The organism is Vibrio sp. SG41-7, from assembly GCF_014164465.1.
In the GTDB taxonomy this organism is placed as follows: domain Bacteria; phylum Pseudomonadota; class Gammaproteobacteria; order Enterobacterales; family Vibrionaceae; genus Vibrio; species Vibrio splendidus.
The window spans coordinates 1-14,894 of sequence record NZ_JACJFF010000123.1 but is presented as its reverse complement, the minus strand read 5'-3'; the positions used below and the strand labels follow the sequence as shown (position 1 = coordinate 14,894).

Sequence of the window (14,894 nt, the reverse complement as noted above, 5' to 3'; positions counted from 1 at the left end):
CCTCCAGAACCTCCAGAACCAGTTTGGGCACTTTCACCGCCACTACCACCTCCACATCCTAAAAGTGATAACGCGATAACACAAACAACCAAATTCGACAGTAAGTTACTCTTTTTCATCATCATTCCATACAACAACAAAATTTCGATGAGTCTATCTATCGCCAAACCTAAAGCAATCAATCTCATGAATGCGTGAGTTTAATTTGAAGCAAGGTAACTATTTCGTTGGGATGTAGCTTCTCGAAAGTTCGTGGAATTCAAAATCACACGACTTGTTTAATGCTATTAAAAACGGCGCTATAGAAGCGCCGTTTTTTAACTATGATTTGTAACGTGTGATTAGCTAAGTGGTCTTAAGTAAGCTAAGAAACGTTTCTCTGCGAATTTGAAAATCGCAATGATGATAAACGTTAACCCCATATAGAACAGGCCTGCCGTTAGGAACGATTCAAATGGCGCGTAGTAACGTGAGTTGACCAAACGGGCAGCTCCCGTTAGATCCATAATGGTTACGATACCTGCTACCGCTGAGCCATGAAGCATAAAGATAACCTCATTACTGTAAGCCGGTAATGCTCGACGTAAAGCACTTGGAAGAATGATGCGGCGGTATGTCTTGGGTGTGCTCATACCATAAGCTTTTGCTGCTTCAACCTCACCTTTAGGCAAGCCGTTGATAGCGCCACGAATGATTTCTGCTGTGTATGCCGATGTGTTAAGAATGAATGCCACCAAAGCACAAAACCATGCATTCTCCCATAGTGTATCTTTTACCGGGAAGAACTGATCCATTCCGTAGTAAATCAGGTACAACTGCACCAATAATGGCGTACCACGGAAGAAATAGATGAACGACCAAGCAGGGGCGTTAATCAGCATATTTGGGCTGTTACGAGCGATAGCTAATGGTATTGCTACACATAAGCCAATGATCAAAGCGACGCAAACCATCCAAGCCGTTGTCCATAAACCACTAAGGTAAATCGGCAGGCTTTCAATTATCAATGAAAAGTCCATAACTACCTCGCGTGGATACTGAATTTACGTTCAACCAACTTAAGCAAGCCCGTCGAAACACTGGTGAAGAATAGGAAAATAAGTGCCACTGTCATATAAAAGGTAAATGGCATTTTGGTTGAGCCTGCAGCCAACGCGCTAACACGTACCATGTCTTCTAGGCCGATAATCGAAACCAACGCGGTGGTCTTTAGTAGAACCAACCAGTTGTTACCAAAACCCGGCAGTGCGTGACGAATCATTTGAGGTAATAAAATACGGCGGAACGCTAAAACGGGCCCCATGCCGTAGGCCTTTGCGGCTTCCATCTCACCGCTGTCGACAGCCATGATTGCACCACGGAAAGTTTCAGCCATGTAAGCGCCAAAGATGAAGCCAATGGTTAAGACACCAGCAATAAATGGGCTGACATCAATATAATCTGGTAAGTAAGCGGTCCACTCGTGGTTAGGATCACTTGATGTGAACCACTCATTGAGCCACTCATTGATGGAATACAAACTGTTGTTTAAAAGGATTTGTCCACCAAAGAAAATCAGCATCATCAATACGAGATCGGGGATGCCTCGAATGACGGTTGTGTAGAGGGTTGCAATTGCACGAGCCCAGCGATAAGGCGCAAGTTTTGCTAAGGCACCTAGCATACCAAGAACCATAGCTAAAATTAGCGACAGCAAGGCAACTTCGATTGTAAGCACCGCCCCTTTCAGGATCGAAGCTTCATATCCTTGTAAATCAAACATAATGAATTCCAACAGAACTGCGAAAAAGTTGGTAAGACAGGGAGAGGAGAACCTCTCCCTTAAGAATTGACGCTAGATATTACTGACCGTATACGTCGTAGTTGAAGTATTTAGCCGCGATATCTTGGTAGATGCCTTTTTCACGTAGTGAAAGGATTGCCGCATCTAATTGCTTAGTCAGATCTTTGTCTTGCTTACGTAGAGCAATACCAAAACCATCGCCGAACCATTTAGGATCGGTTAATGATGGACCAACAAACTCGTAGTCTTCACCACCCGCTTTGTTTAGTACGCCTTCTTCTAGAGCCGATGCATCACCCAGTACAGCAGCAACACGACCGTTAGCTAGATCAAGGTAAGCTTCATCGAATGAACCGTAACGAACGATTTCTACTGTGTCGCCGTAGTTGTCTGTTAGGTACTTATCGTGAGTTGTTGCACGTTGAACGGCAATTTTTTGACCGCTTAGATCATCGAAGTTAAGGCCTGCACCTTTTTTAGCGATGAACTTGTTTGGGATAAGTGCGTATTTACCAGTGAAGTCGATCTTTTTCTTACGCTCTTCCGTGATAGACATTGCCGCGATGATCGCATCATATTTACGAGCAAGTAGAGAAGGAATAATGCCATCCCAATCTTGTGCAACGATCTTACACTGCACCTGCATTTCGGTACAAAGCGCGTTAGCCATATCAACATCGAAGCCTTTTAGTGAACCGTCAGCTTCTGTCCAGCTAAATGGAGGGTAAGCACCTTCAATACCGAAACGTACTGTTTTCCATTCTTTTGCTTGAGCTACGCCCGTTGCAGCAGTTGCAGCAAGTGCCGCGACTAATAACCACTTTTTCATATCCCTACTCCTGTGATTTAGGTTTTTATGTTTTGCTAATTTTAATATTTCGTTTGTTGTTACTTATTAACTTACTTGTTGTGTTTTATTGTTCATACCGTCGCCATTTTCCTTAGCGGCGGTATTTCAATTCTGATTAGTAAATCGATGAGATAAATTGTTGTAAACGCTCAGATTCAGGTTCAGTAAACAGTTTAGCTGGATCGCCCTGTTCTTCCACTAGACCTTGATGCAAGAACATCACATGATTTGATACGTCGCGTGCGAAAGCCATTTCGTGTGTTACCACAAGCATGGTTCTGCCCTCTTCTGCTAGATCGCGCATTACACCAAGCACTTCGCCTACTAACTCAGGGTCTAATGCCGATGTTGGTTCATCAAACAGCATAACTTCAGGATCAACCGCTAGCGCTCGCGCAATAGCAGCACGCTGTTGTTGTCCGCCAGACAAATGACCCGGGTAGTAATCTTTACGCTCATACAGACCGACTTTCTTCAGTAGTAACTCTGCATTTTCAATCGCTTGTGCTTTAGGTACACCTAAGACGTGAACAGGCGCTTCGATAACATTTTCGAGAACGGTCAGGTGAGACCACAGATTGAAACCCTGAAAAACCATCGCAAGGCGAGAACGGATTCGCTGTACTTGTTTTTCATTGGCAGGAACTGAAACACCTTGGCGGTTGTTTTTCATTTGAATTAATTCGCCATTAACCCAAATTTCGCCGGCGGTAGGTGTCTCTAAAAGGTTGATACATCTAAGGAAAGTACTTTTACCCGACCCAGAAGATCCGATAATCGAGACTACATCGCCTTTATGCGCAGAAAGTGAAATTCCCTTTAAAACTTCATTTTGACCAAACGTTTTGTGTAGATCCTTTATGTCCAGCGCTGGTACATCTTTCATGCGCTTTCTCTCCCAAGTTTGTGAAAATGCAAGGTACTCCGACCTTTTCATGCGATACAAACTAGCACCACACGGAATAACATGCAACAAATTATTAACCTAATAATTTGGAATAAATAGCGATTCACTCTGACTTATTATGCAAAAGGTAGCGTTTTCACCTCAATTACATGAATAGCAGTTATAAACAAGCCCCGATTAACGGGGCTTATTTGTTTTATTTTTGTTAAGCAGGCGCTATTTTGTAAGCATCAAATAGTCTTGGTTCTGAACCTTTACACCCGTTTTGTTTAGTGTAACTTCATTAACAACAAGCCCATCTAAATCTTCATCTAAGTCCGTTACATTACCGTGCGCAAACGCAGTCATGAAATCATAACCTGTAATCTCCGACTCTGCTGTCTCAACAAGAACAGTCTGATGAATGGGATCTGAGGTAGGATCTAACTTCAATTCAGCCTTAACAGTATCTGAGTAGTCGTAGTAGTGAAGCTCTGGTAAAACAATTGTATCTTCCAAATGAGTAAATACTTTATGTGTCAATTTATGAAGGCCGCCACTTAGGCTTTCTGTTGTGTAGGCAACTCTCATTTTTCCGACTTCATCTGTAAAACTAAAATCAAGGTCTAAGTTATTACCAGCAAGGTTTGGTGAGTCAGTCGGCAACGAACTTAAGTCATAAAATGAGTCTGGAGCGATATCTACGTCCCAAGAACCTTCAACATATAACTTCTTGTTGAGATCAATATTCCAGCCATTAAGCGGAGTGTCTGATTCAACATTTAAGCTCCAGTGTTCAGTATTTGGCTCATCCGGACTTGTAAAGTCACCTTGCGTGCTTGGAATTGTTGCTATGCCATAACTAAAATCACCCTGACTAACCTTAATCTCAACATTCGAGTAATCAAAGTCATTTGTGTGCGTCAGTTGAGCTTTGTTTCCTGCCATATCAACCAGTAACAATGGATCGGCGTTACTCCAAGCTCTTACACCATATTGATGCAAATACCCATCTTTAAATTGCGTAACAATGGTTGATTCAGGTGTCCCATTAGGCAGAGCCCGTACATCTAACTTATCAATCGAATACGTCGGCACAGACTCTTCTTTTAGCTGGGATTGAAAGTTATAATCTCCACCACCAGAAGCTACGGCAAGGTAAGACAAGTCATTTCGTGTTGTCTTACCAAAGTTATCACCTTTGTCGCAACTACTAACAGCTTCACGGTTCATACCAAACGTAGTTGTTCTCAGAGTAAGATCTTCCAAATATTCTTTAGAAAATGTATTAGCTGTGAAGTGTGTGTTGTTCGCTTCGCGAATTTGGAACGTAACAAAGCCACCATCAGGTATACCTTCCAAGGTAAACGAGAGCTTCAAATTACTTGGGACAATTAAATCACCAACCATTGAACCAGCCGCATCCGAATAGTATGCAACCACATTTTCATTGTTGAGCTGTGACTCAATTGCTGGTTGGTAAGTCAACACCGTCGCTTGCTGACTACTATTATCTCTTCGCTCGTATACGGTACAGTTCGAAGTGTTGCTACTTTCAAGGATTGTATTCGGGGCAGAGAACGAAAATTCAAACTTTGTTGATGGTGTACCACCACCACCGCCACCGCCGCTTCCGCCGCCACAACCAACTAGTAGTCCTGAGATCATTGCCGCTAGTGGCAAAATTTGTGTTTTTTTCATCGATTTTCGTCCTGTTTGTGGCAACAGCTCGCCAAAATTAAATATCTATCAGCGATTAAGCAAAAAGTAAGCCAATCATTAAAAATGGAATTTACAAAGGATAAGAACTGTGACAAGACGATGAAAACGTCAGCTTGTGAAAACAAATTACACTTTTTATCAACGGTACGTTAATGAACCGCTGCGTTTTGTAGCTTTCTTTCACATAAACTCATAAAGTGATCAAGATCAATCACCCTAAAGGGTAAGCTTGTTAGACTCCTCAATACAAAATAAGGCATTAAAAATGCCAAACATTTCTTTTAACTTAGCTGCATAAAGCACATCAAAACCGTGCAACATAATGTTAATAAGTTATAACTAAGAAATAACGCAATTACGCGAACTTATTTAATTCAATTTTAGAATTACTAACATAAAAATATGAGGAATCTATGTCAGACGTTGTGAATAATGCGAACTCTGAAGTAGAAGAGAAAAGCTATAAAGAGCTACACCGCCCTTCTTCGGAATTTGAGAGCCGCTCAGATTATTTAGATCACGAACTTCAAATCATGAAGCCTCGCCGCTTCGGTTTAAACCTTCCAGGCCGTGATTTCCGTTTTGAACTTGAAGACCTTGTTCCTGCACTTGCTGGTACCATCGGTATCATCGCGATGTACTCAGCAGTAATGATGTCTTGGGCTGATGGCCTAACTCAAGCTTGGGATCACGTAAACCTAGGTAAAGACTTCGCAATTGAAGTTGCTCGTGTAGAAATGCTGATTCCTGCACTGCTGTTCTGTATTCTTGCCTCTGGTTTCTTCAACCCTAAAGCAAACCTTGCCGGTAACCACGGCCCAATGATTCCTCTTATTGGTACCATCGCTCTCGCTGGTGCTCACCCTCTTGCATTGGCAATCCTTATCGGTGTCTTCGGTCTAATCCTAAGTTTCCTAAAAGGCGGCTCCAAGCTGGTTAACCTGACTTCCGAAGGTACCGCTGGCGGCTTGCTCATTTTCTTAGGCCTAACAGGCACCATGAGCCAAATTAACTCGATTCAAGAATGGGCGGTTGGTCTTCAATCTTCTACTGTCGAAGCGGGTAGCATGGGTTACGTTGGTTTGATCGTTCTTGCTATTACGATTGCTATCTACGCTTTCTTAGCAAAAGTGAACAAGCGTTGGTTGGCTATCCCAGTTTGTGCATTCACAGGCCTTGCTATTGCATTAGCACTAGGTGCTGGTTTCGATATCGTATTCGAAACTGAAATGGGTATTCCAAACCTAAACCCAGTTTACTGGTGGGGTTCTACTTCTGAAGGTTGGATGCTTGGCTTGCCAAACGTTGAACACTTCATTGCTTCTTTACCATTCGCAATTCTTGCCGTAGCAATGTGGTCGCCAGATTTCCTAGGTCACCGTATCTTCCAAGAACTGAACTACCCTAAACGTTCTGAAAAAGTTCTGATGGATGTTGATGACACAATGACTATGTGTTCAGTTCGTCAAATGGTAGGTACTGCAGTTGGTGGTGGTAACATCACATCTTCTTGGGGTACTTACATGATCCCAGCAGCAATCGCGAAACGTCCAATTCCTGGCGGCGCAATCTTGCTTGGTTCTCTTTGTATTATTGTTGCGATTCTTGGTTTCCCAATGGACGTAGCTGTATGGCCACCAGTGATGCGTGTTGCGCTGCTTGTAGGTGTATCTCTGCCTCTACTTGAAGCGGGTATGCAAATGGTTAAGGATTCAAAAGATTCTCAAGCAGCGGGTATCTGTATCTTCGGTTCAGCGGTTGTTAACCCAGTATTAGCATGGGCACTGACTATGCTTCTAGATAATAACGGTCTAATTGGTGATAAAGAGCGTGCGAAGCGTCTATCATTTGTAGACAAGATTGTTATCCCAGTTGGCGTTTTAGTTATCTGTTTAGTAGCAATGCTTGCAGTTGGTATGCTAGAAAGTCAATATGGCCTAAAAGCTTGGCTATAATGGTTCTAACTACACAAAAGTAGTATTGGGATTAAAAAAAGTTTGGGTGGCAACCCCTGCCACCCATTTTTTTTCAACTTTTTTTGAAATTTATTGATTTAGTTTAAGGTTTACAGAAATTTTTTAGCGTAGTCTTGAATACATAGAGTAAAGACAACATATAAAAGGTAGTGACAATATATATAACCATATGATGCGAATATGCTCATATATATTGTTATTAATAAGAGTGTACTATCCTTACGAGGGGCGCTGGCTCAACAGTGTTAATGTACGTATTTTTTCTACTAAAAAGGTAGGTATGTCATGGCAGAGCAATTTGCTAAAGCTTGGGAAGATTTTGCTGCAGGTGAGTGGCAAAGCGAAGTAAACGTTCGTGATTTCATTCAAAAGAACTACACGCCGTATGAAGGCGACGAGTCTTTCCTAGTTTCTGAGGGTACTGAAGCAACTAACAAGCTTTGGTCTTCGGTAATGGAAGGTATCAAACAGGAAAACGCAACTAAAGCACCTGTAGATTTCGATACTTCTGTTATCTCTACCATTACTGCTCACGATGCAGGTTACATTGAGAAAGATCTTGAGACTATCGTTGGTCTACAAACTGAGAAGCCACTAAAACGTGCAATCATCCCTAACGGTGGTGTACGTATGGTTGAAGGTTCTTGTAAAGCATACGGTGAAACTCTTGACCCAATGGTTTCAAAAATCTACTCAGAATACCGCAAAACACACAATGCTGGCGTTTTCGATATCTACACTCCTGATATCCTAAAATGTCGTAAGTCTGGTGTTCTGACTGGTCTTCCTGATGCTTACGGCCGTGGTCGTATCATTGGTGACTACCGTCGTGTTGCACTATACGGTATCAACTTCCTAATGAAAGACAAAGCGGCTCAATTCGCATCTCTACAAGAGCGTTTCGAGAACGGCGAAGATCTTTCTGCAACAATGCAATTGCGTGAAGAGATCTCTGAGCAACATCGTGCTCTAGGTCAAATCAAGCAAATGGCTGAGAAATACGGTTTCGATATTTCTGAGCCAGCTCAAACTGCTCAAGAAGCTATCCAGTGGACTTACTTCGGCTACCTAGCTGCTGTTAAGTCTCAAAACGGTGCTGCAATGTCTCTAGGTCGTACTTCGACTTTCCTAGACATCTACATCGAGCGTGATATCGCTGCTGGCAAAATCACAGAAGACCAAGCACAAGAGATGATCGACCACTTCGTAATGAAGCTGCGTATGGTTCGTTTCCTACGTACTCCTGAGTACGATGAGCTATTCTCTGGCGACCCAATCTGGGCTACAGAGTCTATGGGTGGTATGGGTGTCGATGGTCGTACGCTAGTAACGCGTTCGAACTTCCGTTTCCTTAACTCTCTATACACTATGGGTCCTTCTCCAGAGCCAAACATCACGGTTCTTTGGTCTGAGCAACTGCCTGACGGCTTCAAGCGTTTCTGTGCGAAGGTATCTATCGATACTTCTTCTATCCAGTACGAAAATGATGACCTAATGCGTCCTGACCTTGATTCTGATGATTACGCAATCGCTTGTTGTGTATCACCAATGATCGTTGGTAAGCAAATGCAGTTCTTCGGCGCTCGTGCTAACCTTGCAAAAACTATGCTTTACGCAATCAACGGCGGCGTTGATGAGAAGCTTAAAATGCAAGTTGGCCCAGTTGGCGACAAGATCACTGACGAAGTACTTAACTACGATGACGTAATGGGTCGCCTAGACACATTCATGGACTGGTTAGCTAAGCAATACGTGACTGCGCTAAACAGCATCCACTACATGCACGACAAGTACAGCTACGAAGCGTCCCTAATGGCTCTTCATGACCGTGACGTTCGTCGTACTATGGCTTGTGGTATTGCTGGTCTATCTGTTGCTGCTGACTCACTGTCTGCAATCAAATTCGCGACTGTTAAACCAATCCGCGACGAAGATGGCATCGCAACTGACTTCGAAATCGAAGGCGATTACCCTAAATACGGTAACAACGACTCTCGTGTAGATGACATTGCTTGTGAACTAGTTTCTACGTTCATGAACAAGATCCGTAAGCTTAAGACTTACCGTGATTCAATCCCTACACAGTCAGTTCTTACTATCACGTCTAACGTGGTATACGGTAAGAAGACAGGTAACACTCCAGACGGTCGTCGTGCTGGCGCTCCTTTCGCTCCTGGTGCTAACCCAATGCACGGTCGTGATGAGAAAGGCGCTGTAGCTTCACTAACGTCTGTAGGTAAACTACCGTTTGCTGATGCTCAAGATGGTATCTCTTACACTTTCTCTATCGTGCCAAACGCGCTAGGTAAAGAACAAGACAGCCAACGTGCTAACCTTGCAGGCCTAATGGATGGTTACTTCCACCACGAAGCTGGCATTGAAGGTGGTCAACACCTTAACGTTAACGTTCTTAACCGCGAAACTCTTGAAGACGCAGTTAAGCACCCTGAGAAATACCCTCAGCTAACGATTCGTGTTTCTGGTTACGCTGTACGCTTCAACTCTCTAACTACAGAGCAGCAAGCTGACGTAATCGCACGTACATTTACTGAGTCTCTATAAGCTCACGCTAAATAGATAAGTAAAATAATATTAGCCTCGCCAATGTGCGGGGCTTTTTTATATCTGCTGTAAATCGCACTGAACTCACCTACCTCCCAAAATGTTAGGTTGAGCAAGAAAGCACCCAATCATTCACTTTTTTTCCACAAATTCACTTAAATTACGGTAATATCTCTGTTCATAATTTAAGAGTAACTGCTCCATGAAATACCTGCGTTGTTTACCCCTGATTCTCCTCTCTTTTTCATCTTTGGCATCTGATCGTTCTACGCTGACTTTTGCTTTAGATAACGATGGTATTTTTGGTGTTGACCAAGACTATACCAACGGCTTATTTCTGGGTTACACATCATCAAGTATTACGCCATATAATTGGGTAAAACCATTGAGTCTTTCCTACTGGGGGGCAAGCTCTCTAGACAAGTGGGAAATCACCATTGGCCACAAGATGTATACACCTTCTGACATTGAGTTAGAAACACCATCGCCTAATGATCGCCCATACGCAGGTTACCTTCACACCGAATTCAACTACATCAGCTTGAACCCACAGCAAGCCCAGCGTTTTAATATCACGTTTGGTACTACGGGCGAACGTGCACTGTCTGAAGATGCTCAAAAGCTGGTCCACTCGATCACAAAATCAGATGAGCCGATGGGTTGGGAATACCAAGTTGATGATGAGTGGGCGGGAAGCGTTGGTTACCTAAGCCATTTCAACTTAATGCGTAATCAAGCACTAGCAAATACAGACTTCGAGATCTCTAACGTTTCAGAGATCAATGTGGGTAACTTTAGAAGTGATATCTCGACTGGTTTTATGTTTCGTTGGGGTACGGACTTAGGCGGTAACTTTGGTGCAGCTAACATCACCACAGAAAACCCATTCAAACCGGGCATGATCGGCGCATCAAACACAGGTTGGTTTACCTATGCAGGCCTTGAGGGTCGTTACCGATTCAACGATCTGACTATCGAAGGCGATCGTTCTGGTGTTGATGAATACGCTAACAAAAACAATGAAGATCCCGCTATCTACGATGTAACTTTAGAAAACATTCAAGCTACTGCTGTGCTTGGTGTGGCATGGTATAACCAATACGTTGGTGCCTCTTTCGCACTAACAGCAAAAACACCGGATTACGAAGAAGCAAAAGAGTCAGTGTACACCACTGGCGGTATCACCATGTTTGCATTCTTCTAGCCACCAGTAAGGGCTTTCGTCCTTTACTTTTCAAGTTTAATAAAGGCAATCATCTTCACAGGTGATTGCCTTTATTTTTAAAGGTCTCGTTACCATTTGACCCTATTTTATGTACCGTTTTTGTAATAAAATAAACGGTATAAATTCCTCTACGAGAATAGCTCATGTCTACAACTGGTCGCATTCACTCATTCGAATCTTGTGGTACTGTCGATGGCCCTGGTATCCGCTTCATTGTGTTTCTTCAAGGCTGCTTAATGCGTTGTATGTACTGCCATAACCGCGATACATGGGATCTTCATGACGGAAAGGAAGTAACGGTCGAAGAGATCATCAACGAGGCAAAATCATACCGTCATTTCATGAAAGCATCGGGCGGTGGTATCACCTGTTCTGGTGGTGAAGCGATGCTACAACCTGAGTTTGTTCGTGACTTTTTCCAAGCGGCGCAAGCTGAAGGCATTCACACTTGTCTTGATACTAATGGCTACATTCGTAAGCACACTGAAGTGGTCGATGAAGTACTAGAAGCCTCTGATCTAGTGATGCTGGATCTTAAACATATGCGAGATGAGATACACCACGATTTCATTGGCGTATCAAACAGACGTACTCTGGATTTTGCACGCTACCTGCACAAAATCGGTAAGAAGACGTGGATTCGTTACGTGATTGTTCCTGGCTACACGGATACGCCTGAAGATGCTCATCTTCTTGGTGAATTCATTAAAGACATGGATAACATCGAGAAAATAGAACTGCTTCCATACCACAAGCTTGGTGCTCATAAATGGGAAGCGCTTGGTTATGACTACCCTCTTGAAGGTACAAATCCGCCAAGCAAAGAGAAAATGGACGAGATTGTTGCTGTTCTAAACCAGTACCATTCAAACGTAAAGTACTAGTACTGCTAAAGTTCGAATAAAGACGGTGCTCAACCTCTATTTAAACGCCTCAATTTCGATAGGGGCGTTTTGTTTTTTGATTATACCAATCGTAGTAAATAACTGGTCATCCTAGCTGGTTAAAACGCTCAATAACTGCGTTAGAAATTTTGATTATAGAATAACTACTTATCGAACCTCTTTGTCGAATAGAGCTGCCTTGTTCTCAAGCCTTTTTCCTGCGCTATTTATGATCACTTACTTACTGTGATTGGTATTAAAATAAACCTTTCACTTTTCTTTACAACTTTTGTTTATCAATTCAAAAAATCATATTAAATCCGTGTTGAGATCATGTTTCCACTCGTAGGAATGCTGTTACTCTTACTGCAACAAAAGAATATAACATTTAGTTTTTTAGTGAGGCTCCTCCCATGGAAATGACCAATGCTCAGCGTCTAATTCTATCAAATCAATACTACCTAATGTCTCAAATGGATCCTGAGAACTCCGCTAAATACCAACGTCTACAAACGGTTGTAGAACGTGGTTACGAACTTCAAATGCGTGAACTTAATAAAGAATTTGGCTGTTTGACTGAAGCCGAATGTCGCGAAGTTATCGACATCATGGAGATGTACCATGCCATGCAAGAGTCGAATAAAATGCTTGCAGAACAAGAACGTGCTGAAGTAGACCAACGTCGCCTACAGTTCCTAGGTTTTGATATCGCTTCTGAAGCTCAGAGCGTACATTACGTGCGTTTCCTTGTTGATTCTGAAGGTCTTTACCCTCAATTCGACAAAGCAGATCACCACTTTAATAGCCAAATGCCAATGCTAGAGAAGTACCGTCGCATGCTAACAACATGGCGCAACTGCCCTCGTCAGTACCACCTATGTGCGACAGAGCTATCTCAAATCTTTAGCGCTTAATACGTTAATAGATCAGCGATAACTTTTTAAAAAGTTTCAAGAAAAAGGGTTACTCATCATGAGTAACCCTTTTTTAATGTTCGCATACAAACAGAAAACGGGACTTATGAAGCGATGTGGATAAAAAGTGTACTTCAGATACAGCAAACGCAAATGAATCATAAAGATAAGATATTAAATGTTGAACCATTTTCAATTAATTTCTCTGATATCGCCCATTAACCAACGAACACAAACCTAGACTTTATAACCAATTAAGTCATTCATCTTTATTAATTCCACTTCGAAACATTTAATACAAATTAAAAACCACCGATCCATTTTGAACGGTGTTTTTTATTTTAAATAAGATAGCTAGAATGCTCCCCGAAATTTATTAACCAGAGCGATAAACAAAATGAGAAAATTCATCCTTGCATCACTAGCTATCATGTCTACTTCAGCTTTCGCAGCTAACGAAATGTACGTACTTGGCGGCGTTGGCATTAACGAAGACGACACAGGCGCACAATTCACTGTTGGTTCACAAGTTCTTGATACAAACTTTTATTTAGAATCAACCATGAATTACATCGATTCAGATATCAGCGATGTTACTTCAGACGTAAACGGCGACCTAACTAAGCACAAGGGCGATTACCAACACTTCAAAATGTCTCTAGCGCCAATGTATAAATATGGTTTCGATGAATCTTTTGCTATCTACGGTAAAGTTGGTCTTGCTTACTCAAACTTTAATTCTAAATCAACGATCACTGATAAAGATGGCTCAGTGAATAACAAGCATTCAAATAGTGAATGGGGGGCAACTTACGGCATCGGTGCTGAATTTAAGTCAGTGCAACCAATGTTTGGTAACTCGAAGTTTATGGCACGTGTTGGTTTTGATTGGTACGACTTCAGCTCAGGTGGTCTAAATCTAGGCAGTGACGGCACTCTAGGTCTACAGGCCGGTTTCACTTTCTAAGGTATGAAGTAGAAAGATTTTTACACTAATTGAGCTGATCATCGTTATTGCTATTCTTGGTATCTTAGCGTTAACCGCTGCCCCAAGTTTTTAAACCACTGGGTGAAGAGTTTGGTAGTACGTTGATTTGTAGAAAAGTCACTGGTGGGTGATAAATCTAGCCATGTCATGTCTTTCCTTGCTTTGATTTGATTTGATTTGATTACTGTAATAATCGGTCGGTACTTCGCATAAATAAAAAGGGTTACTCATCATGAGTAACCCTTTTTTAATGTCCGCATTTAGAGAGAGAAACCAAAGCAACTAGAAGACGTAAGCAACCCCGACGTTTGCGGCCATGTTGATGCCACTTTCAAGTATTGGGCTGTTCTCAATATCACCTTCAAGGTTGGTATAACGAACGCCACCAGTGACCCGGATATTTGGAGTCACATGCAAGTAACCACCTAAACCAATAAAGTACTGACCATCCCAGTCTGCATCGAACTCATTCAAATTAGTTCTCGACGCTTCTGCTGAACTCACCCCGTATAAGTGGTTATTCAAGCGCTCACTGTTATAAGCATAACCAATAGAGGGTGTAATCGCCCACCCATTGCGACGAATCGGTAAACGCCATGCAGCTTCCGCATAGATACCATTATGCCTAAACCCTAAGTCAGAGCCTGCTGTCGCTTCAAACATCCCGACCAAGGTGATCACTTGGTAGCTAATGCCACCTAATACTGATGCTTTACGTTCATCTAACTTTTGAATCTCAACGTTATCAGAATCACCCGGCTTCAATGTCCTCGAATCATAAACCGCTCGAAACACGATATTCTGTGGTGAGCCCGCAGGAAGTAAGCGATAACCCGCACTGAATCCACGCATGAAAAAGTGCTCACCTTCATAGCCAATCATAGGAATCACAGCGCGGTTTGACGGTGTATCTTTATAGACAGCCGGAGAATAAGAAGCGGCAACGCCCAGTGCTTACGAATCCCCTCATAATCAGGTGTAAAAACAATGAGGTAGACGCGCATCGCCGTCTTTGATCTAATGAATATCGCTGAACACACATTTCGAACAAGTGGGTTAACAATGCGCGACATTCAGATTCTACAACAAACCATACAAAACCAA

13 protein-coding genes are annotated in these 14,894 nt (G+C 42.5%); 7 read left to right on the top strand and 6 right to left on the bottom strand.

Annotated features, from left to right (window positions below; genetic code table 11):
• Window positions 1-341 precede the first annotated feature (341 nt).
• From H5300_RS21810 to H5300_RS21790, 5 genes are all read right to left on the bottom strand, one after another.
• Window positions 342-1,019, bottom strand: a complete 678-nt coding sequence (locus H5300_RS21810) for an ABC transporter permease (protein WP_004736535.1) — start codon at window positions 1,017-1,019, stop codon at window positions 342-344.
• Window positions 1,020-1,021: 2 nt separating this feature from the next.
• A complete protein-coding gene (locus H5300_RS21805; protein WP_004736534.1) occupies window positions 1,022-1,762 on the bottom strand; it encodes an ABC transporter permease in 741 nt (246 codons plus the stop codon).
• A gap of 79 nt (window positions 1,763-1,841) precedes the next feature.
• The gene (locus tag H5300_RS21800; RefSeq protein WP_017078148.1) at window positions 1,842-2,612 is read right to left on the bottom strand and encodes an ABC transporter substrate-binding protein; all 771 of its coding nucleotides are present in this window, start codon (window positions 2,610-2,612) and stop codon (window positions 1,842-1,844) included.
• Between the two features lie 136 nt (window positions 2,613-2,748).
• Window positions 2,749-3,519: an ABC transporter ATP-binding protein gene (locus tag H5300_RS21795; RefSeq protein ID WP_004736532.1), complete on the bottom strand. Its 771-nt coding sequence runs from the start codon at window positions 3,517-3,519 to the stop codon at window positions 2,749-2,751.
• Window positions 3,520-3,756: 237 nt separating this feature from the next.
• Window positions 3,757-5,220, bottom strand: coding sequence for a hypothetical protein (locus H5300_RS21790; RefSeq protein WP_017085841.1), 1,464 nt, complete (start codon window positions 5,218-5,220; stop codon window positions 3,757-3,759).
• Between the two features lie 434 nt (window positions 5,221-5,654).
• Here H5300_RS21790 and H5300_RS21785 point away from each other — a divergent pair, with 434 nt between their 5' ends.
• From H5300_RS21785 to H5300_RS28100, 7 genes are all read left to right on the top strand, one after another.
• On the top strand, window positions 5,655-7,196 hold the full coding sequence (locus H5300_RS21785) for a DUF3360 family protein (protein ID WP_004736531.1): 1,542 nt from the start codon (window positions 5,655-5,657) through the stop codon (window positions 7,194-7,196).
• Between the two features lie 306 nt (window positions 7,197-7,502).
• Window positions 7,503-9,779 carry a formate C-acetyltransferase gene (gene pflB / locus H5300_RS21780; protein WP_182796890.1) on the top strand — a complete coding sequence of 759 codons (2,277 nt, stop codon included), beginning with the start codon at window positions 7,503-7,505 and terminating at the stop codon, window positions 9,777-9,779.
• 202 nt (window positions 9,780-9,981) lie between these two features.
• Window positions 9,982-10,983, top strand: coding sequence for a lipid A deacylase LpxR family protein (locus H5300_RS21775; RefSeq protein ID WP_054542035.1), 1,002 nt, complete (start codon window positions 9,982-9,984; stop codon window positions 10,981-10,983).
• A 164-nt stretch (window positions 10,984-11,147) separates the two neighbouring features.
• On the top strand, window positions 11,148-11,888 hold the full coding sequence (pflA, locus tag H5300_RS21770; RefSeq protein WP_054542036.1) for a pyruvate formate lyase 1-activating protein: 741 nt from the start codon (window positions 11,148-11,150) through the stop codon (window positions 11,886-11,888).
• 413 nt (window positions 11,889-12,301) lie between these two features.
• Entirely contained in the window at window positions 12,302-12,802 is a 501-nt protein-coding gene (locus tag H5300_RS21765) for a YfbU family protein (protein ID WP_004736527.1), read from the top strand.
• Window positions 12,803-13,199: 397 nt separating this feature from the next.
• Window positions 13,200-13,769: an outer membrane beta-barrel protein gene (locus H5300_RS21760; protein ID WP_182796889.1), complete on the top strand. Its 570-nt coding sequence runs from the start codon at window positions 13,200-13,202 to the stop codon at window positions 13,767-13,769.
• 16 nt (window positions 13,770-13,785) lie between these two features.
• A complete protein-coding gene (locus tag H5300_RS28100; protein ID WP_372320454.1) occupies window positions 13,786-13,863 on the top strand; it encodes a prepilin-type N-terminal cleavage/methylation domain-containing protein in 78 nt (25 codons plus the stop codon).
• Between the two features lie 209 nt (window positions 13,864-14,072).
• Here H5300_RS28100 and H5300_RS21750 read toward each other — a convergent pair whose 3' ends face one another.
• The gene (locus H5300_RS21750) at window positions 14,073-14,741 is read right to left on the bottom strand and encodes a MipA/OmpV family protein (protein WP_182796891.1); all 669 of its coding nucleotides are present in this window, start codon (window positions 14,739-14,741) and stop codon (window positions 14,073-14,075) included.
• Window positions 14,742-14,894: the final 153 nt, after the last annotated feature.

What these genes read in the sequence shown, in the direction of transcription:
- H5300_RS21785 (WP_004736531.1), top strand. Translation starts at nt 5,655, where the DNA reads ATGTCAGACGTTGTGAATAATGCGAACTCTGAAGTAGAAGAGAAAAGC.
- H5300_RS21775 (WP_054542035.1), top strand. Translation starts at nt 9,982, where the DNA reads ATGAAATACCTGCGTTGTTTACCCCTGATTCTCCTCTCTTTTTCATCT.
- H5300_RS21790 (WP_017085841.1), bottom strand. Translation starts at nt 5,220, where the DNA reads ATGAAAAAAACACAAATTTTGCCACTAGCGGCAATGATCTCAGGACTA.
- pflB (WP_182796890.1), top strand. Translation starts at nt 7,503, where the DNA reads ATGGCAGAGCAATTTGCTAAAGCTTGGGAAGATTTTGCTGCAGGTGAG.
- H5300_RS21800 (WP_017078148.1), bottom strand. Translation starts at nt 2,612, where the DNA reads ATGAAAAAGTGGTTATTAGTCGCGGCACTTGCTGCAACTGCTGCAACG.
- H5300_RS21810 (WP_004736535.1), bottom strand. Translation starts at nt 1,019, where the DNA reads ATGGACTTTTCATTGATAATTGAAAGCCTGCCGATTTACCTTAGTGGT.
- H5300_RS21765 (WP_004736527.1), top strand. Translation starts at nt 12,302, where the DNA reads ATGGAAATGACCAATGCTCAGCGTCTAATTCTATCAAATCAATACTAC.
- pflA (WP_054542036.1), top strand. Translation starts at nt 11,148, where the DNA reads ATGTCTACAACTGGTCGCATTCACTCATTCGAATCTTGTGGTACTGTC.
- H5300_RS21805 (WP_004736534.1), bottom strand. Translation starts at nt 1,762, where the DNA reads ATGTTTGATTTACAAGGATATGAAGCTTCGATCCTGAAAGGGGCGGTG.
- H5300_RS21795 (WP_004736532.1), bottom strand. Translation starts at nt 3,519, where the DNA reads ATGAAAGATGTACCAGCGCTGGACATAAAGGATCTACACAAAACGTTT.
- H5300_RS21760 (WP_182796889.1), top strand. Translation starts at nt 13,200, where the DNA reads ATGAGAAAATTCATCCTTGCATCACTAGCTATCATGTCTACTTCAGCT.